This is a genomic window from Paenibacillus sp. J22R232 (genome assembly GCF_056269165.1).
This window is the reverse complement of sequence record NZ_JBWDNK010000002.1, coordinates 741122-766822: the sequence shown is the minus strand read 5'-3', so window position 1 is coordinate 766822 and position 25701 is coordinate 741122. Positions and strand designations below refer to the sequence as shown.

Annotated in this window: 25 protein-coding genes; 6 read left to right on the top strand and 19 right to left on the bottom strand. The window is 50.5% G+C overall.

Translation table 11 applies throughout. The features are described from left to right. Positions 1 to 117 precede the first annotated feature (117 nt). Positions 118 to 1266, top strand: a complete 1149-nt coding sequence (locus AC0YN3_RS09760; protein WP_475774883.1) for a metallophosphoesterase — start codon at positions 118 to 120, stop codon at positions 1264 to 1266. A gap of 319 nt (positions 1267 to 1585) precedes the next feature. Here the strand turns inward: AC0YN3_RS09760 and AC0YN3_RS09755 are convergent, their stop codons facing one another. The 7 genes from AC0YN3_RS09755 to AC0YN3_RS09725 all read right to left on the bottom strand — a co-directional run bounded on the left by AC0YN3_RS09755 (position 1586) and on the right by AC0YN3_RS09725 (position 8892). Beyond that, positions 1586 to 2302: an ABC transporter permease gene (locus AC0YN3_RS09755; protein ID WP_475774882.1), complete on the bottom strand. Its 717-nt coding sequence runs from the start codon at positions 2300 to 2302 to the stop codon at positions 1586 to 1588. Next, positions 2299 to 3144, bottom strand: coding sequence for an ABC transporter ATP-binding protein (locus AC0YN3_RS09750; protein WP_475775118.1), 846 nt, complete (start codon positions 3142 to 3144; stop codon positions 2299 to 2301). The genes AC0YN3_RS09755 and AC0YN3_RS09750 overlap by 4 nt, the downstream gene beginning before the upstream one ends. Before the next feature lie 142 nt (positions 3145 to 3286). Further along, a complete protein-coding gene (locus AC0YN3_RS09745; protein ID WP_475774881.1) occupies positions 3287 to 4303 on the bottom strand; it encodes a LytTR family transcriptional regulator DNA-binding domain-containing protein in 1017 nt (338 codons plus the stop codon). Positions 4304 to 4806: 503 nt separating this feature from the next. After that, positions 4807 to 5841 carry a FecCD family ABC transporter permease gene (locus AC0YN3_RS09740; protein ID WP_475774880.1) on the bottom strand — a complete coding sequence of 345 codons (1035 nt, stop codon included), beginning with the start codon at positions 5839 to 5841 and terminating at the stop codon, positions 4807 to 4809. Beyond that, positions 5838 to 6851: a FecCD family ABC transporter permease gene (locus AC0YN3_RS09735; protein WP_475774879.1), complete on the bottom strand. Its 1014-nt coding sequence runs from the start codon at positions 6849 to 6851 to the stop codon at positions 5838 to 5840. Before AC0YN3_RS09735 ends, AC0YN3_RS09740 begins: the two co-directional genes overlap by 4 nt. 194 nt (positions 6852 to 7045) lie before the next feature. Continuing rightward, a complete protein-coding gene (locus AC0YN3_RS09730) occupies positions 7046 to 8332 on the bottom strand; it encodes a stalk domain-containing protein (RefSeq protein WP_475774878.1) in 1287 nt (428 codons plus the stop codon). Positions 8333 to 8355: 23 nt separating this feature from the next. Then, positions 8356 to 8892: a hypothetical protein gene (locus tag AC0YN3_RS09725; protein WP_475774877.1), complete on the bottom strand. Its 537-nt coding sequence runs from the start codon at positions 8890 to 8892 to the stop codon at positions 8356 to 8358. A gap of 196 nt (positions 8893 to 9088) precedes the next feature. On the opposite strand from AC0YN3_RS09725, the gene AC0YN3_RS09720 reads away from it, so the two are divergent. Next, positions 9089 to 10744 (top strand): helix-turn-helix domain-containing protein, encoded by a 1656-nt coding sequence (locus AC0YN3_RS09720; RefSeq protein ID WP_475774876.1) that lies wholly within the window; start codon positions 9089 to 9091, stop codon positions 10742 to 10744. Here AC0YN3_RS09720 and AC0YN3_RS09715 read toward each other — a convergent pair. Both AC0YN3_RS09715 and AC0YN3_RS09710 read right to left on the bottom strand, forming a co-directional pair. Next, entirely contained in the window at positions 10741 to 12678 is a 1938-nt protein-coding gene (locus AC0YN3_RS09715) for an ABC transporter permease (RefSeq protein ID WP_475774875.1), read from the bottom strand. The two genes, AC0YN3_RS09720 and AC0YN3_RS09715, sit on opposite strands and share 4 nt — an antisense overlap. After that, on the bottom strand, positions 12665 to 13432 hold the full coding sequence (locus AC0YN3_RS09710; protein ID WP_475774874.1) for an ABC transporter ATP-binding protein: 768 nt from the start codon (positions 13430 to 13432) through the stop codon (positions 12665 to 12667). The genes AC0YN3_RS09715 and AC0YN3_RS09710 overlap by 14 nt, the downstream gene beginning before the upstream one ends. Before the next feature lie 197 nt (positions 13433 to 13629). On the opposite strand from AC0YN3_RS09710, the gene AC0YN3_RS09705 reads away from it, so the two are divergent. Beyond that, positions 13630 to 14301: a winged helix-turn-helix domain-containing protein gene (locus AC0YN3_RS09705; RefSeq protein WP_475774873.1), complete on the top strand. Its 672-nt coding sequence runs from the start codon at positions 13630 to 13632 to the stop codon at positions 14299 to 14301. Further along, entirely contained in the window at positions 14298 to 15338 is a 1041-nt protein-coding gene (locus tag AC0YN3_RS09700) for a sensor histidine kinase (protein WP_475774872.1), read from the top strand. The genes AC0YN3_RS09705 and AC0YN3_RS09700 overlap by 4 nt, the downstream gene beginning before the upstream one ends. A gap of 102 nt (positions 15339 to 15440) precedes the next feature. Here AC0YN3_RS09700 and AC0YN3_RS09695 read toward each other — a convergent pair whose 3' ends face one another. From AC0YN3_RS09695 to AC0YN3_RS09675, 5 genes are all read right to left on the bottom strand, one after another. After that, positions 15441 to 15731 carry a protein tyrosine phosphatase gene (locus tag AC0YN3_RS09695; protein ID WP_475774871.1) on the bottom strand — a complete coding sequence of 97 codons (291 nt, stop codon included), beginning with the start codon at positions 15729 to 15731 and terminating at the stop codon, positions 15441 to 15443. Positions 15732 to 15774: 43 nt separating this feature from the next. Beyond that, positions 15775 to 15897 carry a hypothetical protein gene (locus AC0YN3_RS09690; RefSeq protein ID WP_475774870.1) on the bottom strand — a complete coding sequence of 41 codons (123 nt, stop codon included), beginning with the start codon at positions 15895 to 15897 and terminating at the stop codon, positions 15775 to 15777. Between the two features lie 38 nt (positions 15898 to 15935). After that, a complete protein-coding gene (locus AC0YN3_RS09685) occupies positions 15936 to 17033 on the bottom strand; it encodes a hypothetical protein (RefSeq protein WP_475774869.1) in 1098 nt (365 codons plus the stop codon). 80 nt (positions 17034 to 17113) lie between these two features. Beyond that, the gene (locus AC0YN3_RS09680; RefSeq protein ID WP_475774868.1) at positions 17114 to 18232 is read right to left on the bottom strand and encodes a saccharopine dehydrogenase family protein; all 1119 of its coding nucleotides are present in this window, start codon (positions 18230 to 18232) and stop codon (positions 17114 to 17116) included. Further along, the gene (locus AC0YN3_RS09675; protein ID WP_475774867.1) at positions 18229 to 18954 is read right to left on the bottom strand and encodes a class I SAM-dependent methyltransferase; all 726 of its coding nucleotides are present in this window, start codon (positions 18952 to 18954) and stop codon (positions 18229 to 18231) included. The genes AC0YN3_RS09680 and AC0YN3_RS09675 overlap by 4 nt, the downstream gene beginning before the upstream one ends. Before the next feature lie 141 nt (positions 18955 to 19095). Between AC0YN3_RS09675 and AC0YN3_RS09670 the strand changes: the two genes are divergently transcribed. Further along, positions 19096 to 20163, top strand: coding sequence for a helix-turn-helix domain-containing protein (locus tag AC0YN3_RS09670; protein WP_475774866.1), 1068 nt, complete (start codon positions 19096 to 19098; stop codon positions 20161 to 20163). Positions 20164 to 20355: 192 nt separating this feature from the next. On the opposite strand, the gene AC0YN3_RS09665 is transcribed toward AC0YN3_RS09670, so the two are convergent. Further along, entirely contained in the window at positions 20356 to 20775 is a 420-nt protein-coding gene (locus AC0YN3_RS09665; RefSeq protein ID WP_475774865.1) for a VOC family protein, read from the bottom strand. Between the two features lie 167 nt (positions 20776 to 20942). Further along, complete coding sequence (locus tag AC0YN3_RS09660; RefSeq protein WP_475774864.1) at positions 20943 to 21206, bottom strand: DUF7667 family protein; 264 nt, start codon at positions 21204 to 21206, stop codon at positions 20943 to 20945. 140 nt (positions 21207 to 21346) lie between these two features. Here AC0YN3_RS09660 and AC0YN3_RS09655 point away from each other — a divergent pair, with 140 nt between their 5' ends. Next, entirely contained in the window at positions 21347 to 21697 is a 351-nt protein-coding gene (locus tag AC0YN3_RS09655; protein WP_475774863.1) for a hypothetical protein, read from the top strand. 91 nt (positions 21698 to 21788) lie between these two features. Here AC0YN3_RS09655 and AC0YN3_RS09650 read toward each other — a convergent pair whose 3' ends face one another. From AC0YN3_RS09650 to AC0YN3_RS09640, 3 genes are read right to left on the bottom strand one after another with little or no spacing between them, the layout of a single operon-like run. Next, positions 21789 to 23870: a glycoside hydrolase family 43 protein gene (locus AC0YN3_RS09650; protein ID WP_475774862.1), complete on the bottom strand. Its 2082-nt coding sequence runs from the start codon at positions 23868 to 23870 to the stop codon at positions 21789 to 21791. 25 nt (positions 23871 to 23895) lie between these two features. Further along, positions 23896 to 24702 carry a carbohydrate ABC transporter permease gene (locus AC0YN3_RS09645; RefSeq protein WP_475774861.1) on the bottom strand — a complete coding sequence of 269 codons (807 nt, stop codon included), beginning with the start codon at positions 24700 to 24702 and terminating at the stop codon, positions 23896 to 23898. A gap of 18 nt (positions 24703 to 24720) precedes the next feature. Continuing rightward, the gene (locus AC0YN3_RS09640; RefSeq protein WP_183558945.1) at positions 24721 to 25611 is read right to left on the bottom strand and encodes a carbohydrate ABC transporter permease; all 891 of its coding nucleotides are present in this window, start codon (positions 25609 to 25611) and stop codon (positions 24721 to 24723) included. Between the last annotated feature and the right edge of the window lie 90 nt (positions 25612 to 25701).

Sequence of the window (25701 nt, the reverse complement as noted above, 5' to 3'; positions counted from 1 at the left end):
CAGGCAAAGGTTGATCACCTTCTTCTAATCTCGCATTTTTTGCTGTGCCAACTCCCTGTATGCTATAGTAAATTCAGCTTAGAAGCTAACAGATGAAAAGCTAGGGAGCGTTGAGGGATGAAGCTGCGTTTTATTGCTATTATTTTTTGCGTGTTGCTTGTATACAGCGGTATTTCCTTCTATATCGGCTGGAATGGATGGCTGCTCTTATCGACCGTGTTCGACTTGAAATCCGCAGGCTGGTACGCGCTGGCCGCCGGTCTTGTCGCTTATGCGTATATGATCGGCCGCGCTGCCTACGGCACGCCGCTGCGCCCGATCGCCGAGGCCTTTAAGGTCGTTGGATCCTATTGGTTCGCCATTCTGGAATACGCCGTCCTCATTCTACCGCCCGCGAATATTATCGCTCTTATTCTGAAAGCCGCCGGAACAGATCCAACTGTCTATATCGTTGGTGTAGGGAGCATCGCCGCCGGCCTGATGGTTATCCTACTGCTGCGGGGAAGCTGGAATGCATGGAGCCCTATCGTTAGAACCTATCAGGTTCAAGTGCAAAAGCCTGCTGGAGAGCTGAAGAAGCTGCGGATCGCCATGGCGTCGGATCTCCATCTTGGCAATATCGTGGGCAATCGGCATTTGGAGAGGCTGGTCAGCCACATCGACCAGATTCAGCCTGACCTCATTCTGCTGCCCGGCGACATTCTCGACGATGACATTGAACCGTTTCTTCGTAAAAACATGTCGGCCGTGCTCGGCAAGCTGAAGGCGCCTTTAGGCGTATACGCCGTAACTGGCAATCATGAATATATTGGCCGCAAAGTGCCTGAATTCATCACTGCCATGGATGCGATTGGCATCCGGGTGCTCATGGATGAGTCAGCGCTCATCGCAGACAGCTTTTATCTCGTCGGCCGCAAGGATAAAGCATCCGCAGGCTTCGGGGCTGATGGAAGAATGACAATCGGCGACCTTATCGCGCCGCTCGATCAATCAAAGCCACTAATTATGCTTGATCATCAGCCGTCCGACATCGCTAAGGCTGCTGAGAATGGCATCGACATTTCCGTATCCGGCCATACGCACCGCGGCCAAATGATGCCTAACCATCTCATTACGAAGCGATTGTTCGAGCTGGACTGGGGTTATTTGAAAAAGGGCAGCCTTCACGCGATCGTATCCTCCGGCTTCGGCTCATGGGGGCCGCCGATAAGAATCGGAAGCCGCTCCGAGGTTGTTCGTATCGAGGTAGAGTTTGTAACAGGCTAATCGCGATATGACAGCAGCAAAAAGCGGGAGCCGATGGTTTAACTAACCATCGGCTCCCGCTTTTTTATTCGACATCGGCCATACGCCATTCTGACCCTTGCTCTTTACCGCGATGAAAAACGTATCATGTGCTTGAGGGTTCGCTTTGAATATGCTGTTCGCGCATCGCTTATTGAAAAAGTCCAAAAATCCCATCTGGCAGCCATAGCTTTCTCACAACCAAGCACACGATAAGTATGACAACGCCTAAGACTATATTTTTTGTTAATTTATTCATTGCCGTTCCTCCCCTTGGATGGTCAGGAATAACCATCGCGTCTTACTTATCGAACCGTTTTTTACCGTACACAAGAAAGCACAATGCCACTGATGCAAGCGTCCATAGGATTAAGTTTAGAAGATTCCCGCCGATCTGCGGCAGCCCTCCATTTTGAACAAGCGCAGTTATCGCCAGCATAAACTGGTGTGAGGGCAGTACGCTGATGATTTTCATCAGAGCAGGCAGATCCAGATTGGGTACAAATATCGGCCCGAAAATAAATAACAGCAGCAGAGGAAGACCTACTATGGATGATTCCGAGGCTGTACGTGCAATGAGGCCTATAACGGTACCTAATGCCATAAAAATAAGCAGCAACAGAATCGATAGGATGATCAAATATACGATATTGACATCAGGTACGCCAGATATCGCCAAACACGCTGCTATTACAAGGAGCGCGAACAACGTTGTCGTCGCACTTTTACCGGCTAGAACCTCCAGCTTGGAAGCAGGAGACAGCATGAGTGTGCGCAGTGTGTTCTTCTCCTTCTCTTCGGCAATCATATTCGCCTGAACGAAAGCTCCGGTGATGGATATGGCAACCAATATAGGAATAGAAAGAAATGTCAGGTCGCTCGGGCCGTCTTCTTTTTGGTTAAATAAAACGGCAATCAGAATGGGCATTCCTGCATTTAATAAAATTTGCGGATTGCGAATGGCATCCTTCCACTCTTTTTTGACCATTGCTCTAAAGCGGCGTATGGAGAACGTCATTCCAATCCCCTTCCTGTCAATTTTACAAAAATATCACCAAGCGTAGGTTCATTGGAATGAATCGCTATCAATTCTCCTCTTTGTATTAGCTCCTTTATAAAGTCCGCTCCCGCTTCATCCTGCTGAATAACCTGTTTTCCCTGCTGCGTCGTCACGGTAATAGAACGGTCGCCGTACCGAAGGCGCAGTGCCTGAGGCGTATCGAGAGCCGAGATTTCACCATTATTCAAAAAGGCCACACGATCGCATAGCTCCTCAGCTTCCTGCATATTGTGCGTTGTCAAAAAAATCGTAGTCCCCCGGCGATTCATCTCGCGCAGCGTTTGCTGGATACGACCGCTATTCACAGGGTCTAAAGCCGACGTCGGTTCATCCAGAAACAGGATATCCGGTTCATGCAGAATCGTCCTTGCCAGCGTAACCCTCTGCTTCATCCCTTTGGAAAGCCGTCCGACCAGCATATGCTTGTCGTCATTTAAATTCACCGCATCTAGAACGGTTTCAATTCTGCGTTCCGGCACGCCATACAGGTGGCAGAACAAAGCAAGATTGTCATGCACGCTAAGGCGCTCATACGTACCGCTGTTATCCGTAAGCACGCCGATCTTGCCCAAAAACTCGGAATGCCGACTCCGTGCCGGATCGATCCCGAGTACGTTTACTCGCCCGGCGGTATAGAGCAGCTGGGAAGTAAGGATTTTTACCGTTGTCGTCTTACCGGAGCCGCTGGGACCAAGAAAGCCGAATATTTCTCCCTGCTTGACTTGAAAGCTAATTTTCTTCAGAGCTCGTTTCTTTTTGTACAGCTTTTCGAGGCCTTCTACCTCAATGATTGATTGCATGACGATTACACCTTCCCTTAACATGAGTAGCTGGTAGCTCCATTTCAGACTAAGCGTGAACGGAGCCAAATACAGCAAAATTTCCATGAAAAGTGCTATTCGCAAGCTGAATGCAGTCATTTTGGGTGTCAATGGAGCAGACCTACAGTCCAACAAATGTCCTGAGCTCCTCAAATTTCCCCTTGGATAACGGAATTCTAGATTTTTCATCGTTACTTAGAACCAGACTGTAGCTGTTGCGGCTCCATACAATTAATTCGGCGATCTGGTCCAGATTGACGATATAGGAGCGATGGCAGCGATAAAACCGATAAAGCTTTAACTTCGTTTCTAATTCCGCAAGCGTCCATGGACAGGAGAGGTTGCCTGCCTTCGTATACAATTGTGTGATGCCCTCGTTGCTTTCGATGTAATGAATATCACTAGGATCTAGGAATACATATTTATCCTCGGTTTTCACCATGAGTTTAGCCAGCCTTAAGGCATTCTCTTCTTGCAGCTCGCGGTTGGCTATGTAGGGCTCTTCGTCGTCAGCGACGGACTCAGGCCCGTTGGATTCTAATTGATCCTGTATAGGAACAGGGACAAGCGAGCTTCCAGTCAGTCGGAAGATTCGGTTCGATACCGAGAGTGCTTGCTCCAACGTCGAGCATGTGATCAGAATCGCCTTGTTCATGCGTATTAGCCCCGATATCATCCTTCTGACTATCATACAGCTCTCCAAATCGAGATTTTGTTCCGGATCCTCCCAAACAATCAACTGTGGATCATGGAGGATGCTTCTCGCAAAGCTAAGCAGCCGTTTCTCGGAATAGCTGAGCTTAGAGATCCTTTCATTTGCCTTTCCGGCCAATCCGATTTGATTAAGCAATTCTCCAACTGGAGATGAAACCTCATACAGCTCTGCCCAAAATAATAAGAACTCCCTCACCTTCAAGCGTTCATATAATCCTTCATCCAAACTGCTAAATCCAACCTGTTTGACTGCCTCTGGGCTGGTCAAAGAAAGAAGTTTCCCGCGATAGGAGATCTGGCAGCCAGAAGCTACGTCCTCCCCCCGCATTGCCCGAATGAATGTACGTCCGATATCGTAATGGCATTGTATAACCACGCATTGACTGGAGTCTATATCGATTACATTTGTTTCTAATTTATTCAAATACAATTCCTCCTATAGAGTAATTTCTATAGACTAACCATTTAGTTCATCAGTTGTCATTGTACCATTTCCCCTTTGAAAAGATTGGAAAAGCTCAAGTGCTTCCTCATTTCCTGGACTGCAGAATTTATGGTTGAATTCAGTATGGAGACAATGCTCGCGAAGTGGGTGTTTCCTAACGTGTTAATGGAGTGAGCGGGGAGCAGCGTCTTTTAATCGATGCAAGCGGAGAAAAATTCTCTAAGGTGCTATGTATCCAAGATAAGATTGAAATCAATGTTTATTGAAACGTTATTTTTGGACAAATGATTGTTCGCCCGCTTCGTTTTCGACTATTCGAAAAAGATATACAGATTCATAGGCTCATCTCTATGACCGTCATGCATAAATCCAATCCGAAAATTAATGAATTCGATTAGCGGGCGCTCATCATCCGTAAATGAATGGCTGTCTAAATAGGCTGGCGTGTATCCCTCTCCAGCCAGTCTCGCTTCAAACTAGCGCTACCTGTTATTTCTGGTACGGTACAGCAAATAAATAAAAAAGGGGGCGCCAATGCCGGAAGTGAATACGCCGACCGGTATGTCAAGCGGCAAAAACGCCGTCCGAGCGATCAAGTCGGCTAATGCTACGATAATACCGCCGAATAGAGCCGATATGGGGATGAGCCTGCTGACCATCGGTCCGACCATGCGCCGCGCCGCATGCGGTGCGATCAGCCCGACAAATCCGATAACGCCGCCGATTGAAACGGCAGAGCCTGCCAAACCGACGCTAATCAGAATGAGCAAAAACCGGTGCTTCTGGACCTGGCTTCCTAGACCGATAGCCAGCTCATCGCCAAGGAGCTGCATATTCATCTGTTTCGTGTAGAAATACAAGATACCCAATAAGACGACGCTCCATGGCAAAAGGTTCCACACATAGCTCCAAGTCGAACCATATACCGTCCCGGTGAGCCATATATAAGAGGAGCTTGCTGAATAGGCAGGGCTGAACACGAGCATGAAGGTCGTTATCGCCGATAGCAGCGATGCGATTCCGATGCCAACGAGCACGAGACGGAACGGATTAACGCCTTTTTTCCAAGCGATGAAATAAATAAGCAAGGCTGCTCCGAACGCTCCAAGAACGGCAGCGAACGGCAAAAAATGAATGCTCACGGCGCTTGGCATATAAGTAATAAAAGCTACGGCTCCGACGGATGCCCCGCCAGTAATTCCAACCACGTCAGGTGCAGCCAGCGGATTACGGATTACGCTCTGCAGGATCGCACCTGCAACCGCAAGCGATGCGCCAACGAGAAAAGCCACGATGACCCTTGGCGCGCGCAGCGACTGCACGATTAGCACATGATCAGGGTTTCCTTTGCCTAACAAGGCGCCCCATACGTCAGCCGGCTTAATCAACTGCTCGCCAAATGCTAAGTTCGCGATGAGCACGAGGATTGCAACAGCTCCGAGCAGCAAGGCTGCCCGAACGGTTTTCAAGTGGAAACACCGAGCTCTGCGGCCTGCGCCCGCAACGGAATGCTTCATCTTGTCATCAGCTCCTTTCGGGCGATGTAGATGAAGAACGGCGCCCCAATGGCCGCTGTCATAATGCCCACGGGAACCTCTTCCGGCAGTATGATGAAGCGAGCGATCACGTCTGCGGCTAGCAGAAGAACCGCTCCGAGCAAGGCACAATAAGGTAACAGCCAGCGATAATCCTGGCCGCAAATGTGACGGGCAATATGCGGTATTACGATGCCGATCAAGCCGATCGGACCGGCTACCGACACCGCGCCGCCTGCCAGCACCACAACGATAATGCCCGCAGCCAGCTTGATAAGGCCCGTCCGCTGGCCAAGCCCTCTCGCTGCTTCCTCGCCCATTCCGATGATATTCAACTGCCTGGACAGCAGGACTGCGGCTAACCAACCGACTCCCATATAAGGAATAACAGCCTCCAGCGTTTGTATGTCCCGCCCTGCGATCGAACCGGCCAACCAAAACATAACATCCTGCAAGCCATTCTCGTTATGGACAAGCATTCCTTGTGTCATAGACACGAACAAAGCGGTCATCGCAGAGCCCGCCATAATGATTTTGAGCGGTGACAGCCCGTCTCTGCCAAGCGAACCGAGTGCATAGACGGCTGCAGCTGCCACCGCTGCACCGCCGAATGAGATCCATACGAGCACACTCATTTGCGTCACTTTGAAAACCGTAATCGCCGCTACTATTCCCACGCTCGCGCCTGCGTTAATGCCCATCACGCTAGGAGAGGCAAGCGGATTTCTCGTAATGGCCTGCATGATGGCCCCGGCCATCGCGAGGCTCGCTCCAATCGCTGCCGCCATGCATGCGCGGGGCAGCCTTGTCGTCATTACTACAACCTGCTCCATCGAGCTTTCGTCGTAATCGGTAATGACAGCCGCCAGATCGCTCCATTTGACTGTCGTAAATCCGAATCGGACGCTGGCAATGAAGCAGCCTAACATAAGAATGAAGCCTGCAACTAATCCTGCGATCTTGCCTATGGTGCTGTTTCTTCTGTTATTCATTCCGTCGAACGCTCCCATTACGTTTAATGAATAAAGCACAGACGGCTCCCGCCATCCGTGGATGGCGAAAGCCTCTAGCTTGAAACGATATATCAGCCGCATCCCATATCCGAATATGCCTTATAGTCGCACAAAAGAATGAGCGCTTTGGCTCATTCTTCGTAGGCTTCCTGTTTGGTTTGCTTGCTTAACGGTTAGTTCAGGTCAAAGTAGAAATACAAATCATCAAGCATTAGCTTCGCAGCCATCGCGCCACCGGATAAGTTCCAAGTTACCGCGTTAACCTTGTAATATTTTTTGTTCTTAACGGCAGCAAGGTTTTTCCAAAGCGGGCTATCCGTCCATTCCTTCTGGTATTTGAAGATGGCGCCGTCCCCGTCCCAATCCGTTGTAAAGTCAAAGATATAATCGCCATCAAGCAGGCTTACTTGCTCCTTCGACGTTACGTTAATAATTTCTTGTTTCGTCGCAAGCTGCGCTTTCGGCGTTGCGAAGCCCAGCTCTTGGAAGATTTTATAGGCAAAACCCGTATTATAAGCACGTGCGCTTCCGTTTGGATTGATCCTGATGATGGAAATTTCAGCGCCTTTATCCTTTGCTGCAAGCTTGCTTTTGAAATCCGCAACCTTTACTTTCCAATCCGCGATAAACTTAGCAGCGATTTCTTCTTTGTTCAAAACCGAAGCAGCAACCGCCAGATTGTCCTGCCAATCAGCCAGATCCTTCGTAACAATCGTTGGCGCGATCGCTTTGAGCTGGTCGTAAATTTTTTCATGGCGGTCTTTCGTAGCGATGATTAGATCAGGCTTCAAGCCAACGATCGCTTCGACGTTCGGCTGCGTCTCGTCGCCAAGCGTTTTTGTGCCAATTAGGCCCGAACGGATATATTCATAGAAAGGCTGCTGCACGTAGGACTCCACTGCGCCTACTGGTTTTACCCCAAGCAATACGGAGATGTCTACGCCGCCGTTGAATAAAATAACGATGCGCTTCGGAACGCTGTTCAGCGTCGTAGTGCCAAGCGCATGCTTAAACGTCTTTTTCGTCTCAAGTGCTGCAGTCGAGGTTTTAGCATTCCAGTTCACCCATACGCCTAACGATTCGCCAACGAAACGAAGCGGCACAAGCACGCTGCCTTTCACGTTGGCTGGAGCCGCATCCAAGGCTACGGAAGCGCCATTGATCTTCGCCGTTTTGCTTCCAAGCGTCAGTTCAACCTTTTGGCTGCCTTTTGTAATCGTCGCTTTTTTGGCTTTCTCGTCATATTTCACGGCTCCGCCAAGTGTTTCCGCAATTGTGCGGTACGGGACTAGCGTGCGCCCGTTAATCGTTTGCGGGGCAACGGCGAACGATACTTTTTTGCCGTCAACCGTTACGTTGATTGCTGCCGCCGCTGCGTTTGCAGCCGTAACGGGAATGATTGTAATCACAAGTGCTAGTGCTAATAATAGACCGAAGAACCGTTTTTTGACCGAATACATTTCAATACCACCTATTCTTTGTTTTATTGGACCTGCAGCTCCAGCTTTAAATCGCGGAAGCTTTGGTATAGCTTGTAATCGAGCTGAATAATCCGCTCTTTGTCCCATTTGCTTGCATGAACGGCTTGAATGAGCTGGCGTAAATCCTCCTCCAGCAACGGAGACTTGGCTGAGTCTGCCGCCTGTACGTCCGGCTTCAACGCAACCCATAGTCCTGCCATTTGCTTGGCGAACGCCTTTGCCTCATCTGTTTGATCAGCTTCCACCGCTTGTTTAAGCGATTTGATCAAGCCTGACATATCCGAGATACCCGATTGCGCATCCGGGATGTCAACAGCATCGGCATCCGCGAACGGATCGCTGTTTCCAGCTGCTTCAGCCTTATTCTCCTTCGAATGGGCTTCCGATTCGTTGCCGGCCGTTCCGCAGCCAGCGAGAAGGACGATCAAGCACAATGCGTATGCAAGCAGCAAATAGCTGCGTTTCCCCGTCCCCGCCTTACTCCAAAGCATGATGTAAGAAATGGTTCCATTCCCTCCTGCCGTGTGAATGATAATCATTTTCAATACTATTCTACAGATCGGGATTTCCAATTTGTATACACGATATTGCCCGATTCATATGGACAAAAACGTCATTTATGATGCGTTTGCTTCAAAAACCGCTTTTTTTGTCTTTCCATTTTTGGTAAGATGTTATTGATAATGGTTCTCATATTTAAAATTCTTCCATTCATCGCTAAGGGGATGTACGCTATTGCATACTGATCATCCATTGCAGTCATTTGCTCCACTATCGATCAAACGCCATACATACAAGCCTGGCTTTCGCTCCAAGCCGTTTATGACAGGCCGCAGCTCGATTGGCTGCGTCCAGAATGGCAGCGGCTGCCTTTTCATAAATGAGCAGCCTTATCCGCTTAAAGCTGGGGCAATCTTCTTGCTTGAGCCCGCGATGAAAATCCAGATCATGAATGATTCAGATAACATGATTCACATTCATCTCATCCACTACAGATCCGTACAGCTATCCGCCAATGAGCATCGCTTGGCAGAAGAAGCTCAACCCTCACCGTTATATGACGAGGAGCAGCTCGTTCGCTATCCTTCGGCTGCTACCACAGAGACATTGGTTATTCAGCTGCATCAATCGTTCAAGGAACAAAGCGTGCTAAGCCATATTAAAAGGCAGCAGCTCTTCTGCGATCTGCTGCTCCACATGCATGTCCCGCCAAAAACAAACAAGCTGACGGTTAACGAATCCGTGCAGCAGACGATAGCCTATATGGAAGAAAAGTTTGCGAAGGCGATTCAGATGAGCGACCTCCCAGTTATGGCGGGAATGACCCCTAGCTCTTTTTGCCGCGCATTCAAAAAGATGACCGGGCTGACGCCCGGCCATTATTTAACGAGGCTGCGCATGATGCGCGCAAAGGAGCTCATGAGCGAGCCAGGTGCTGCGCTGCGCGACGTCGCGACGTCAATCGGCTTCCAGGATGAGCTGTACTTCAGCCGTGTATTCAAAAAGACGGAGGGAATTTCTCCCTCCGTCTATCTCAAGCGGCGCGACCGGAAAATCGCTGTCGTCAGCAGCTATTTTCTGCAGGATCATTTGCTCGCCCTCGGCATTTTGCCAATCGCGGCACCCAGCTATCCGAAATATTTCACGACGCCTTCCGGTTTCCCGACCTATTTGCATGACCGGTTAACCGGAACGATTCCGCTCAACGCGGAGCGGACCATTATGACGAGCGATGTCATGCGATTATCTCCGGATATGGTTCTCAAAACGGAGTTTCAAAAAAATCCGAATGACAGCCTATGGAACGCCAACAAAAACACGATCTTTATTGATCCCTCAACAACCTGGGAGCATTATCTGCGAAGCATCGCGGTTCGCGTCCAGAAGGAACGGGAAGCAGAACGCATCATCCGGCAAATGACATTGCTGGAGCAGGAAACAAGAAAGAAGCTTTCCTCCGTCACCAAACGCGGAAAATGGGTTATTGTTCGGCTGCTGCCCAACAATTGCCGGCTATACGGCATTAAAGATCACACGTTCACGGAGCTGTTCTACCGGAGGCTGCAGTTCAAAAATGATGAACGCATTACGCATTCGGTTTACATCGACAATGCGCTTGAGCAGCTGTTTGACCTCGACCCCGAGAACATATTGATCATATGGAGCGAAGAGGCCGAAGTGAACGAGCTGGCGAGCAACGAGCGATGGCAGAATCTTCGTGCGGTCAAGGAAAACCGCGTCTACTATCCCGATTCGCGCGAATGGGACCCTTGGGGCCCCATTGGCCGCGAATATATGATCCGAGCGATGACGCGTTATTTTGCCAAGACAGGATTGACAAGCAGCGATTTGGATCAGCCGGATTGGCAAAGGAACCGCTCGATGGTTTAGTCGTTCACGATTTTATTGAAAGAGGTTACTGTCAGAATGTAATAAAACAAATAAATCATCACGTAGAGGGCAGTGGAAAAAAGGACGGGTACCGTAAAGTTCACATCGACCAAATTGGAGAACAGCTTAGACATGGCGTTCACGACGACGATGCTATGCGTGATGCCAAGCAGCAACGGAAGCCCGAAGATGAACAGCGACTGCTTCAATATGGATGTACGGATCTCTTTCCTGGTCACCCCTATTTTACGCAAAATCGTATACCTCTCCTTATCCGAGTGCGCTTCAGTAAGCTGCTTAAAATACAGGATGCTGCCGGTAGCGGCCAAAAAGACTAAGCCCAAGAACACGGCGACGAACGTGCCGATTCCCGTATCCTCCAAGCCCATTTTATACTCATGGTAATAGGAGGTTAAACCTGCTTTCTCCGCTCCTTCCAGCCGCAGCAGTTCTGTGGCTGTCTCAGCTGTCGACGACTCCCCCTCTACCTTGTATCCCTTGTAGAGAACCTCGGAACTTAGCTGCTTCAGATCATCATAAAGCTCGTCGCTTATAATGATTACGAAGTCAGGGAACGTCCAGCTTAAAATCCGATCCTCTAGCAGGTCGCTGAATGACAGCTCCCAGCTTCGCGTCGGCAGCTCAAGTGTCAGCTTCTCCTTCTTGTAATCAGTTAGGCTGTAGTCGGTGTACATCGTCTTCGCGGCTACGGCTTCGCCTGCTGCCGGATTGACCGCCCGTTCAAGGTGGAGCGCCTTGGCTATTACGCCATAAGTAGTCGTTGAAATGATTTTGACCGGCTTATCCTCCTCTTCGGAATAGCGCTCCGGAAGCACGACTGAGCTTGATGTGCGGCCGCTTGATGTAATGACCGGAATGTCAATTGCTGCCGTTACCGCGTGCTTGCTGTCAGCTGCAATGATCCGATTGACCTGCTCGTCGAACGCTTGCCCCTGCGACAGATGCATGTAACTAAACGGCGAGGTTTGTTCCGCATGCTTCGTGTTCGTGTAATACTGGCTGAACGCGATATCGGTTGCAAGCAGCGTGAACGCGCTGAGCAATGCAATAATGGTCAGCGTGCCGACGTTGCCGCGCATCCGGAACAGCAGCTGTGACGTTCCGACTACGTTCAGCCCCCGGTAATACCGGGCTTTATTCTTTTGCGCAAGACGCAGCAGAAATACGGTTAAGCAGCGAAACAGCAAATACGTGCCCAAAGTAATCCCGACGAAAGCCACGCCGTAATTACGCATCAAGTCGGACTCGGAATCAAACGATAAGGAAATAAATACATACCCGGTTGCAAGCAGAATGGCGGCCAGCAAAGCAAGTATCGGAGATGCCTTCGGAACAGACTCGGCTTGTTTGTCCGCTTGAAAGAGATCGATGAGCTTGAAGCGGTAAATAAGCCGGTAGCCCTGAATCGACGTGATCAGAATAATGACGGCGAACACCAGCGTCGTATTCAAGATCGCACTGCCCGATACGTGAAATCCGATCTCCGCCGTTGTTCCGAGCAGCTTAAGCAATAGCATTCCGAACATTTTGGAGAGCAGCGTGCCAATCAGAATGCCCGCGGCAAGCACGATGGTGCTGATGATCAGATTTTCGTAAAAGAGCATTTTGCCGATCGAGCGCTTCCTTACGCCAAGCAGGGAGTAAAGCGCTACTTCCCTCTTACGCTTCCGCGTAAAAAACGAGTTCGAGTACCAGATAAAAATGAAGACAAACAAAATCAGGACGAATGAAGCGGTCTTAAAGGTGACCTCTACGTTTTTGGATAGCGCTATGCTCGCTTGAACGTCCGTGCTGTACTGCAGCGAAACGAATGTGTGATAGATAACGACGCTGAACATCATCGATACGAAATAGATGAGATAATTGCGAAAGTTGCCTTTCATGTTTTTGATTGCCGTGCTAAATAACGTCACCAGCTCCACCTCCAAGCACCGACAGCACATCTAATATTTTTCGAAAAAAAGCTTTGCGCGGCGTTTGCCCCTTCACTAATTCGGTGAAAATAGTGCCATCCTTAATAAACAGTACACGGCTGCAATAGCTTGCGGCGAAGGCATCATGCGTCACCATCAGCAGCGTAGCCTGATCCTGCTCATTCAGCTCCTTCAAGCTTTCCAGCAGATCGGTCGCCGACTTGGAATCAAGCGCTCCGGTCGGCTCGTCGGCGAGAATCAGGCTGGGCCGTGCAATAATGGCGCGTGAAGCTGCCGTACGCTGCTTCTGACCCCCTGAGAGCTGGTACGGATATTTGCCAAGCAGCGGCTTAATGCCGAATTTATCGGCAATTTCATCAACGCGCAGCTCCAGCTCCGCTACAGGAACCTTAGCGAGCGCAAGCGGAAGCAAAATATTTTCCTTTACCGTCAACGTATCGAGTAAATTGTAATCCTGAAACAAGAATCCCAGCTTGTCGCGGCGGAACTTCGATATTTGCTCCTCGTTCATCGTATGGAGATTGCTGCCATCGATATGGATGGAACCGGCAGTCGGCTCATCTATTGCCGCGATCAAATGCAGCAGTGTCGATTTGCCCGAGCCCGACGGCCCCATAATGCCTACAAACTCACCCTCCAGCACCGTCAGGTCAATTTCCTGCAGCGCGGTCGATACGCTTCCTTTTGAGCCGAATAACTTTTTCACTTGCCGTGCTTCAACGATCGTTCTCATCTATGTTTCCTCCGTACGCTTAAGATTTGCAGCTTTCGCCTGCCTCTATTGTAGCGTAGCTAACCTGTGCTGTGGCTTACAACAATAGCGCCAACCTTACAATTTTGTTAGGATCGCGGAAATAGGTTTACGTCTTCGTCAAGCTTCCGTAGTATAGAGACGAAGCGGATAACAGCTAACTACCGGAGGAGCTAACCATGAAAATATTGCTAGTGGAGGATGACCTCGTCATCGCCGAAATGCTCGGGGAATCGCTGGCCAAATGGGGCTTTGAAGCCGTGATCGCCGATGATTTCGACCATATCCTTCCGTTTTTTATAGTAGAGCAGCCCCATCTCGTGCTCATGGACATTAATCTGCCTTCCTTCGACGGCTTTCATTGGTGCCGCAAAATAAGAGAAGTGTCCAATGTGCCTATCCTGTTTCTATCCTCGCGGGATACGCCGCTGGATATGATTATGGCCATGAATATGGGCGGCGACGATTTCATTCAGAAACCTTTCTACATGGACGTGCTGCTCGCCAAAATTAACGCCCTGCTGCGGCGCACCTATTCCTATGTTGAGGTCAGCGCCAGCAGTATCGAGCATGACGGCATCGTACTCAGCCTGAAGGACGGCGACTTGAGATCGGGCGAGCTGAAGGCTGAGCTCACCAAGACCGAATTTATTATTCTGCATATGCTCATGAAGCATAAGGGCGCGATCGTTACCCGCCAAAAAATAATGCGCAGCTTATGGGAGGATGAGAGCTTCGTAGACGACAATACGCTGACCGTCAACATTACGCGGCTGCGCAAAAAGCTCGCCGAGCTCGGCAAGGACAGCTTCATTACAACGAAGAAAGGACAAGGGTACATGGTCCAATGAGCTTCCCCAACTATTTGAAGGATAAACGTTACTTTGTCATGCTCTACGCGGTGATTATGCTATTCGTATCCCTTATCCTAGCCATTAGCATCCCTTCCCAATCCGCGCTGAGCAACGTGGTCTATGTCAATGCCATCTGCTTCGTAATCGCTGCATTGTATATCGTCATCGGTTTCTATTACCGGAAATGGTTTCTAAAGGAGCTCACCGCCGTCATCGAGCAGGGCGGCGATTCGATTGCCGCTGCTTTGCCTACGCCGCAAAATGCCGAGCAAGCGCTGTATCTCCAGCTCATTGGCAAGCTCCAGCGCGAGCATGCAGAGCAAATGCAGCAGCTGGTGAGTGAAAAACGCGATCATCAGGACTTTATTATGTCATGGATTCACGAAGTCAAGCTCCCTATCGCGGCGAGCCGTCTTCTCATTAGCAATAGCGGGAATAAAAGCGTTGACTATATCGTAGACAAGTTCGAGGACGAGCTTGGCAAAATCGATGGCTGCGTCGAGCAGGCGCTGTATTATTCGCGTATCGATTCTTTCTCGCGGGATTACTTCATCACAGAGGTTCATCTTGCCCAAATGATGAAGGACTGCGTAAAAAAACATGCAAAGCTGTTTATTAACAAGCATATCCGCTTTGAGATGGAGCATACTGGCTTCGAGGTGCAAAGCGACGGCAAATGGCTCGCGTTTATCATCGACCAACTGACGTCTAACAGCTTGAAATATACGAAGGAAGGCGGGAAAATTACCGTTTCTTTCGAAGAGGACAGCAAAGAGAAGCGTATGCAAATTGTAGATACCGGAATCGGAATCTCCGCCGAAGATATCGGACGCGTATTCGAGAAAGGGTTTACCGGGGCTAATGGCAGAATGCAGACCAAATCGACCGGAATGGGGCTATATCTAGCGAAGCAATTGGCGCTTAAGCTCGGTCACGACTTGTCCGTGCAATCAGATGAGGAGCGTTTCACGCGAATGATTATCCATTTCCCGAAAATAAGAAATTACGGCGAATGGTACGGTTCCAAAGGATAGGCGGAGAAGTAGCCTACCTTTTTCCGCTGAGAAAACCCGATAATTGCAAATGACAACAATTTATTTTAGTGAGAGCTCGTTGCAGAATGACTGGTTAGCGCGTTATTCGTTGTCCGTGTCCACATACGTGGACACGGACGACTGAAGCAATCCGATCAAATCCTCGTTCATGTATTCAAACTCATCCGGAATGTGCAGGCAGACCACTTGTTTGCCTGCAAGCTCCTGGCTGAACTTGCTCTGTAGTCTCCGTACATGCTTCTTCTCCATCGCGAATATAAGATCAGCCCAACCAATATGGCCTGCGTTTACCTTGATGCGCGCGTTTTCCTCCGTCCCCGCGGATCTAACCTCATGACCGTGTACGCCTTGGAACACCGTCTCCGCCGTCAAGCTTCGCCACTTGTTTCTGCTGCAAACAAAAGATGAATAACCCTCACCCCTTCAAATAGGTTCGATATTGCGTAATCTTCTTGAACAGCCCCGATAAATAATTGGTTTCAGATGCCGAGTGGCTGATGATTTCATTCAACCAAACAATTGCTGCCCGGTCCGTCATGAAAGGCCGTCTAGTGCAAGCTCCTGTTTGGTTTGCGTTTAACGATCCAGCTCCGTTAAGTTGTATGCCTCATGGTAAAGCCCAAGCTGTTTCAGCGCAAGCTTGCAGTGCGTGAGCAGCCTCCTGTCGGCCGGTATCCGTTTCAAATGCTGCGCGTCGCGAATGATCGCAAGCGTCGTTTCCGGCTCGGCTTCGCGAAGCATGGCAATAAGCGCTCTGCCATCCTCCCAGTTGACCGAAAGCGGCTTTGCGGCTATTCGGGCTGCTGCCGCAGACAGCGGAACGATACCAACCGTATCCGCTGTTTCCATGCATATCGCCCTGTTTCTTTCTTCGCGCAGCGTTTGCGCATAATGGGATAAATCCGTTATTCTATGCAGCCCAAACATCTCGCCTAATCGCGCCATTACTGGCGATGGCGACATTTCCCCGTCAGCAAGCTGCTGGTTTTTCGCCAAATGGGCTTCCAGCATTTCAGGACTATTGTGCAGCAAAAACCGGTCCGTATAGAGCATTCGCAAAAAATCATTCATGTTTCTAGCGACCAGCCAAATGCCGGATTCCGAATCCATCGGCGATACTGCCGCAATAACAGCTTGCTCCAGATCCGCAGCCATGCCGAAATCGGTGACAAAGCAATATTGAATGCCATCGCCGCCCGAGCTCGCAAACGGAATAAAGTCAGGCGGGGTAATCGGATAGCGGAAATCATGTTTCTGCATAAGGAGTCCTAGCTCTGCTTCCATTGCGCCGCCGAGCTCAGCCTCTAGCTCATGCAATCGACTTACCGAAGGAGGAACGACGTAGCTTCCGTATTGTTGATGGATGCGAGGCTGTTCATGAGCCGATTCCTCAGGGTCGATTTGCCCGAACGAAACCCGCGAGGAAAGTTTGCTTGTATCCATGCTCGCGTACGCTTCTGCTAGATTCGGCACATGCAAACGCGTCAGCCTCATTCCTGAGACAATCTTATACAGCGTGGTGAGCTCCCCATCCGCCCAGTCCAGCAAGCTCTCCGCCGTAAGCTCTCTTTTGCTGCCGAATATCCGCTCCATGCTTGCGTTAAACCCACGTTTATCTATGCTCGTATGCGACATTTCCTCCATGATGAAAGCAATTATTGCAGGCTTATCCATGCTTCGCCCTCTCCCTGTCCGTTTGGTCTTCAACCACTGGAAACCGAATCCCAATTATACCAAATGGATGAAGGAAATGACTAGCTTTGGATACGAGACCAGCTTAAGATCGGCTTTACGGGAGAGACATGGCTTGCTCTATCGCCGCCATTCATTCGCAGCGAAATGCCATGCTCCAGCAAATCCAATTCAAACAATTGCTCGATATGGAAAACGCCTTTGGGCATGCTGCCTTCATACATCTCCTTTGCTGCCGCAGCGGCAACCGCAGCCGTTACGTCCGCTTCCCGCTCTCCTTGAAGGCCGTATTCTGCCACCGTAGCTGCCCCTGCCAGTTTGCCGTAGCCGGCAATTTTCACAGCGTATCCCTCCGAGCCGTAGTGAAGCTTCCCGAACGCTTGTATGGCCAGCTTTCTTAGATGGCCCCTTCGCAAAAACCGAATAAAGCCAGCATTCCTAAGCACGGACACCGCACTCGTTGCCATTCGGGAGTCAAAGCATAGCCTAGTCGAAACGCTCGGCACGTCCAGCGTCAAAGGGAGGGTTTGCTGATCGGAGAAAGGAAAACGATAGGCGGTTCTTGCTCCCCATCTCCCTCCAAAATCAGTCTTCCTGCCCTCCGTAAAGCTGGCTACCCTCCGGGAACGTCGGTCTTCGGCAATATCGAATGGCTGATTGAGGCTGTCCACCGTCCATTCGATCGCTGCCTTTCCGTGCGCATCTCCCAATCCAAGCATAATCCCTATCTCGATCCGGTCTGTATGGTCCATCGCTTGAACAGCCTTCCGTGCCAGAAGATTAGTTAGCCCCGGAGCAAGCCCTACGCTCAATAACGCAGTCCCGTTCAAATTCCGGTCTCTCCGTTTCACTTGCTCCATTACTTCAAAAAAATGGCCGTTTGCCGATACATCGACATAATCGGTTCCAGCCTTTAAGCATGACTCCGCAAAATCAGCGGCCGTCTGGTCCAAACACATGATAACGAGCTTAACGCTGTCCAAAAGCTGCCTAGGCATTGGTTTCGCGACATCAAGGCGCAGCGGCTTAATGCCGCCACCGGCGTTTTTGCAAAATCGCTCGGCCCGCTCTAGGCTTCTGCCTGCAGCGTAGACCCTTCCGGGATACGAGTCTGCCAGCAGCCTGCAGATTTGCCCGCCGACATGCCCGTAGCCGCCTACGACAAGGATGTCTGTTTTCATAGCGGCCTCCTGCTTTTCTTTATGGCAAACATACCGTCAATCAAATACGTGCCGAAGAAACGGGTCACTTGCTCAAATCCGGCTTCCGCAAGCAACCCCTCAAGCTCGCTTGCAGGTATGGGGTCGGATTCGGCGCCGAGCGAGCTCGCAAAACGTTCCCATTCGGGCAATGTTATCCCTTTGTCCAGCATATGGCTTTTCCAAGCCAGCAGTTGAACGGTGAACGCTTCCGTCCCGAGCTTGCCATTGATAGCCGCAATAAACAACGGGGCACCTTCATCAAGCCGGTCGGCAATGCTTTGCAGAAGCTTTAGCTTCTGCCCGGCGCCTTGGACAAAGTGCAAGACGAGCAGGCAAGTCGCGGCCGAATAGCGTATATGTGTATCCAGTTTATCGATTTCTCCTTGAACGAGAGTCACCCGGTCGGTTAGTCCTGCCCGCTCCGTACGTTGACGCGCAGCAAGCACCATAGGGGCAGAAGGATCGACGCCAGTGAAGCACCAGCTGCTATGCCGCCCGCCAAGCGTCGCCAGCTCCTGGCCGCCGCCTGCGCCTACGACAAGAATATGCGCCGGTTGCTGCATGCCTGCGAGCTGCGCGGTCAGCAGTCGGTCCATCATATCGTACAGCAGATGATAGCCCGGTATTTTCAAAGCGATCGTACGCTCGTAATTGCCCGCTTGGGGGTTGTTCCAATCCATCGACGCGTTTGTTTGATTCATAGCTGTTCACTCCTATTTGCGTTCGTCTGTTCATCCTCCCCGTCTTTTTGGTAAAATGATGGGGAATTACTATTCATTATTGATGAGGATTCAAACGACCGCTATCCCACAAATGTGGGATTTTAGATAGGAGCCGAAAGCATGATCGATCGTTTGGAAGCTTTTAAACGAAATTTGGATACGTTGGGGCCGGCCTCGCTGTCAGCGAGGCACTGCCGTGAAGCAGCTCTCGCCATGATCCGGGCTGCGGTTCCTTTTGCCGCAGCTTGCTGTACCTCCACTGATCCGATCACGCTGCTCTCGACCGGTTCATCCACCGATGACGCCATCGAGGCCATTCACCACCGGCTGTTCGAATATGAATACAGCCACGGTCATGAGGATTTCAACAGCTACGAGCATTTGATCCATGCTCCGCTTCCGGCTGCCAGCTTATGCGCTGCGACAGGAGGGCAGCCGATTCGCAGCGGCCGATACCGCGAGGTGCTTGAACCGGCCGGCTTTGGCGACGAGCTTCGCGCTGTGCTGATACACGAAGGAGCCTGCTGGGGCTATTTAACGCTATTCCGCCGCGCCGATGAACCATTATTTCGCGAGGAGGAGTGTTTGTTCATCGCTTCGGTTGCTCCCATCCTAGCCAAATCGATAAAAACCGCCGCGCTGAGGCCAGCTGCGTCCGATAGGGGGGCGAGGGGGCAGGAAGCAGGCCTCCTTATCCTAAGTGACCGGCTTGAGCCGAGCAGCTTCAACGCTGCCGCCATCTATTGGCTGGACGAGCTGAGGAAGATGGAGGGGCTTGGTCCGGGTACGCTGCCAAGGCCGCTGAGGGCTGTTGGCTCACGCGCCATGGGACAACCCGGCGAGAGCAGCAACGCAGCGAAGGTTTGCATCCTTGTGCCGGACGGTTCATATCTGGCAGTCAAAGCGTCCAAGCTGGAGAGCTCAGCCAGCCTGATCCAGATTGGGATTACGATCGAGCAGGCCAAGCCTGCCGACGTCCTTCCGCTAATCGCGCAGGCGTATGGCTTGTCCGTACGCGAGAATGAAGTGATTGAACGGATGATCAAAGGCTTCTCCACGAAGGAAATGGCATTTTCCCTTCACATATCCGCATATACCGTCCAAGACCATCTCAAATCCATTTTCGCTAAAATCGGAGTGAACAGCAGGCGAGAGCTGTTATGGGAATTGGTTGCCAAGCATAGCTGATTCCAAACTATAAAAAAATCATGCGTCATAAAGACGCTACCGCGTTGGCAACTGCTCCGAATAAAGCAGCTTAGACTTAAGCAGCTGTTCCAATACAAGCTGCTGGGACTAAGGCAATTACATCGATTCAGGCAGCTGCAAAAAAAAAGAGGCTGGCGCATATTGATATGCTCCCGCCTCTTCTTATTCCGCTTATTCGCCCTGCTCGATTGCGCTCGGCTCCATAAACGCAAGCTCCCACAAATGATCATCAAGGTCCTGGAAGCTCCAGCTGTACATAAAGCCGTGGTCAACCGGATCACGGTATGGCTTAGCATCCGCTGCCAAAGCCCGCTTGACGATCTCATCCACTTCTGCTCTGCTTTCTGCAGATATGGCGACAATGACTTCAGTCGTTTTTGCGGCATCGGCAATTTCTTTATCAATAAAGGATTTGAAAAAATCTTCAACGAGCAGCATCGCGTAAATATTGTCGCCAATAATCATACAGGTTGCATTCTCATCGGTAAATTGAGGGTTGAATTCAAAGCCGATCTTCGTGAAAAACTCCACTGATTTATTCAAATCTTTAACCGGTAAATTGACAAATATGTTGCTGGACTTAAAAGCCATTACCCATCACCTCATCTTTAGAATAGTTAGCATTGGTTGGATTCAGAGCGAATCGATTTGATTATATCGTTATTCTAGCATTTTTCACAGCCTATGATTTCTTACGGATTGCTATTTTTCGAGATTTATTGACGCGGCAAAAAAACAAACGGCAATCCACCGCATGGCTACTGCTGCTTTTCGAAAAACGCAGGCCGCTTGCTTTCATAGAAACGTTCCATCTTATCGATCTCGCCTGAAATATCCAGCAGCCAAGCCTCATCCCCGGTCATATTCGCCATATATCCGAAGTTGTATTGCTCAGCAAGCCGCTGTGCGTATTTGGCGTTCAGCTTCATACAGGAGTTCATTTCCGATTGCTCCTGCTCATTAAGGCCCCGGCTTTGCTGGAGCAGCCATAACTCAGCAAGCCGCCAGTGAATATTCATCATAGCGATCATTCCTATCCGTCGAAATGTCCTTCTTTTCCATTCTCTCCTTATTTGCGGAAATTTAGCCCTCCCGCTCATTGTTTCATTCCGCCTGCATTTGTTTTATTACTTAGTAACGCATACAAAGGGGAGTGAAGGACATGACGCACAAAAAATTTTACTATGTATCCATCTCGGGAAAGCGGATCGAGCCCGAGCCTTCCATCAACGATCAGCTGACGGTAGTAGGCACGTCCGAACAGATCAGCGAGCTCCAGCAGCAGCTGGACCAAATCCAGCGTGATGATGAAATTACGCAATTCCGGGCACCGATTCCTTATAAATCCGCGGATCACGATAAAGCGACCGATAAATTCAATGAAGATCTGATCAAGGTCTATCACACCGTATATGAGCTCGGCACAGACGAGACTAGAGCCCATATCCGCCAAATGAACATACTGACCAAGCTGCAGGATACCGATTACAACTATCCGGGCTATGAGCGGTAAAGCAAACAAAAGCTGCCCCACAAAGGTCGTTGCGACCTGATGGAGCAGCTTTTGCTATGCCTATCCGAAGTTGAAGGGGTAGCCCGTTTGCCTACAAGGCCGTACAGCTCGTTTCACGGAAAGTCGCCTCTCCTGTTCCGATAAAGCCCGGTGCGCCTCCCAGCCCAGCAACCGCGCCGGCAAACCAGATATGCTCGTCAACGCGGACAGCGAGGCTGCCTCCCGCCACCGTGCAAGATAGCGTATGCCACCTTGTCCAGTCAAAGGAATCGGCGGCTAGCGGCGCAGCCAAAATGACGTTCGCTGCACCGTCCGCATGCTGCGTTACCGTAATCGATTCAGCAGCCCGGTTCAAGATGACCTCTACCCCGTTGCGTTCATCGGAGTACGATGCAAGCATGCCGAACGCAGCCCCGCGCTTGATCAGAATATCCGTTTCAAAGCGATAGGCACGGCCTGCCTCAGCAGCACCGAATGATGGTATTTGCCACAAGGTGCGGCGATTATGATTGCTGCGGCAGTGCAGCTCTCCGCCGCTCACGCGGCAAACGCCTTCACCGTCCACACGCTCAAGGAGCTCTGCGAAGGAGCTTCCGTTCTCAGCCGTCAAAGCGACATGCCGAGTGACCTCGAAGCCTGCGAAAGCTGCGGACGTATAGCGCGTTTGCATGCCTACGCTTCCGCTAACGATCGGGAAGTTTGCCTTAATGACCGCAACGTCGTCGAGCTTAATCACGAAGCGCCTTCCCGTCTTCTCCACGCGCAGCAAATGAAAGGCTGCATAATGAAATGCCTCAGGCAGCGCATGCTCAACCGCTTCATGCTGAACGCCTTTGTAGACAGCCTCAGCCCGCAATACTCTCCGGCCTACGTCAAATAATACCGATACATAGCTGCTCTCGTCCAAATATGCAGCATAGATTCCGTACAAGCCGCCTGTATGGTCGTTATGCCACTTCATGCTTGCCTCAAGAACATAGTGCGTATATTGTTCACGGGTGACAGCTCCGGCTACAACGGCCCGGTTCGCCTGAAGGGCCTCCCTGCTTGCTTGCGACCAATCGCCAGCAATCGTCAGCCACTGTCCGCCCAATCCTTCGCCGCTGCCATCGAATAAATCACGCAAGGCTGGCCGTGCAGGTGCCGGCTGCTCCGCATACGAAGGTCCGGCGATATATAGCTGGTCTCCGCTCCAAAGCAGCGGGTCGGCACGCATCGTGCGCTGCTCGCGGTTTATGTCGAGCACATCGTCCGCATTGCGCCCATGGTAGAACACCCACTGCTCTACGTTGTTCGGCCCGCGGATGACGGAGTTATGCCCGACTCCCTCTACGCCGTCATTTTTGCGAAGCAGCGGCTTATATTGATCATCGGAAGGATATTTAAGCCAATCCAGCTCAAGAAGCGACTGCCCCTTGCCAGCATCCGCCATCGAATAGCCTAAGAAATAGTTCGGCCGAACATAGGCGTTTCCGCTGTACATCATATAATGCTTCAAGCCGCGCTTCAAGTAGAAGGCTCCCTCGATCGTATGCCAATCACGGCCGTCGCCGAAACGGTTTTCTTCATATATCTCCTCGTCAATCGTAGGAACGACGACAATCCGCGGATCTCCGGCCGGCGTCACCATATCGAGGAGCCGATCAACCAGAATGACCGTCCCTGCGCGGTCACGATCTACGCCGGAGTACTCGTTGTTGGAATAAAACATATAATAATCGCCATGCTCATCCTTTACGACATGCGCATCCAGCGAAAACGTATCATAAAATGTCCGTGCATGCTCGAACGGTCCTTCCGGCGTCTCGGATACGGCAACCATCAAGCGCTCCTCATGCACGTCGTCCGCATGCTCGGGCATAGAGGAAACATACAGATAGAATCGGCCGTTCTCGTAAACGGCGGCAGGCGCCCAATAGTTTTTGCGTCCTTCCATACGGAAGCCAATGCCAAGATGCTCCCAGCTCAGGAGATCATCCGAGCGCAGTACGATTACACCCGCTTCACTTGTCGCGTAAGTGTAATAGCATCCATTATGCTTCAGCACATACGGATCGGGATGCACGAGCGTCAACGGCTCTGCCTGACCTTCTCCTGCCTTAATCGGAAGCGGATTGCGATACGAATCGGCGCTATTCAGCGGCATTCCATCTGCTTGCGTTCTTTTGTCCATATGATCATCCTCCATTTTTTCTAATTTAGCTTTTTACCGCCCCGGCAGTCAATCCGGATTTCATCGCATTCTGGCCGAACATATAGACGATGACGGAAGGAATGGTCATAAGAATAAGCGCTGCGTACAGCTGGGCGACCATTTCAGGCGTTTGATTGGTCGTTCCCGTGAAAAACTGCGTAGCCAGCGTTACCGTGTACATCTTCTCGTCGCGAATAAGCAGCAGCGGAATAATATAATCGTTCCACGAGTAAATAAAGGTCAGCACCGCGATGTTGATAATGGCAGGCACGCCTAGCGGAATCATGATCGTTCTGTACATGCGCAGCGACGAGGCGCCGTCAATCATGCCCGCCTCCAGGATCGCGTTCGGAATGGAATCGAAATAGTTTTTGAGAATAAGCAGCATGAATGGGGCATTGAAGGCTACCAGCGGCAAAATAACGCCAGTGTAGCTGTTCATAATGCCTAGCGTCTTCGCCGTGAAGAACAGCGGGGACATTACCGCGGTTGCCGGTATTGCCAAGCAGGCTACGAGCGAATAGAACAGCACATCTTTAAGCTTGAACTGCATTTTGGAGAATGCGTAAGCAGCAAGCGTAGCAAGCAGCCCGACAACGATCGTCGTGCACACGGCGATGAAGAAGCTGTTGAATACGACTAGGAAATAGTTGACCTTCGGATGCTGGATGACCGCCAAGTAATTGCCGAACCCATTGATGCCAAGCGACTTAATGACCGATTGCACGAGCGGGTACAGCCAAATGAGCGCGAATACGGCCAACACGGCCTGAATCGCCCACTTATCTATTTTTCGCAAATTAATAAACATGTGACTCACCTCTTCCTGTTATAGATCACGCTGCTGGCGGTTCGTATATTGGATTTGCAGCACCGCAAGCACAAGCGCGATAATCAGAATCGTAACGCCTGCTGCCGCGGACATGCCTCCGTTAAATTCCTCTATTGCTTTTTTATACACATAGGTGGTCAGAAACTCCGTCGAACGTCCAGGACCGCCGCCGGTTAGCAGCGAGACGATATCGAATGTTTTGAGCGATCCGACAATGCCAAGAATGACGAGCGTAGACGTTGTGCCTCCAACGAGCGGAACCGTAATCTTGAACAGCGTGCGCCAGAAGCCGGAGCCGTCGATTTTGGCCGATTCATAGATTTCATCGGGAATAGCCAGCAGCGCCGAGTAATAAAGCGTCATGCTAAAGCCCATCCACTCAAAAATATTAACGATAATAATTGACATCAGCGCGTACTTGGGATCTCCTAGCCAGGAAACGGCCAGAAAATCAAGCCCCATTGCGCGAAGCCCTTCGTTCAAACTGCCGAAATTCGTATCCATAATAATCCGGAAGATCGCCGCGATTATAATCGGCGCCATAATCGTCGGAATGAAATAAACCGAACGGAAAATCGCATGCCCTTTCAGCTTCGCGCGCAGCAGCACCGCGAGCATTAAGCCAAGCGCTGCCTGCACGCCGACCGTACATACGAAGAAGATTAAATTATTGCGCAAAGCGATATGGTAAGACTTATCGTCAAACAGCTTGATATAGTTATCAAAGCCGATATATTTCATGTCCGTGTCGATGCCGTTCCAGGAATGAAAGCTTGTGTATACGGTAAATCCAATGCAGTAATACAGAAACAATCCCGACAATACAAGTATCGGCAGTACATAAAGATACGCTCTCCAGCCGGAAAGCACTGAACGGTTGCCAGTCATGGTGCATCACTCCTCCATTTGCCAATTCTCTAGCTTGCTTCTCTCTCTACTAACAAGAAAAGAGCATGAATACCGACTCGCATATCCATG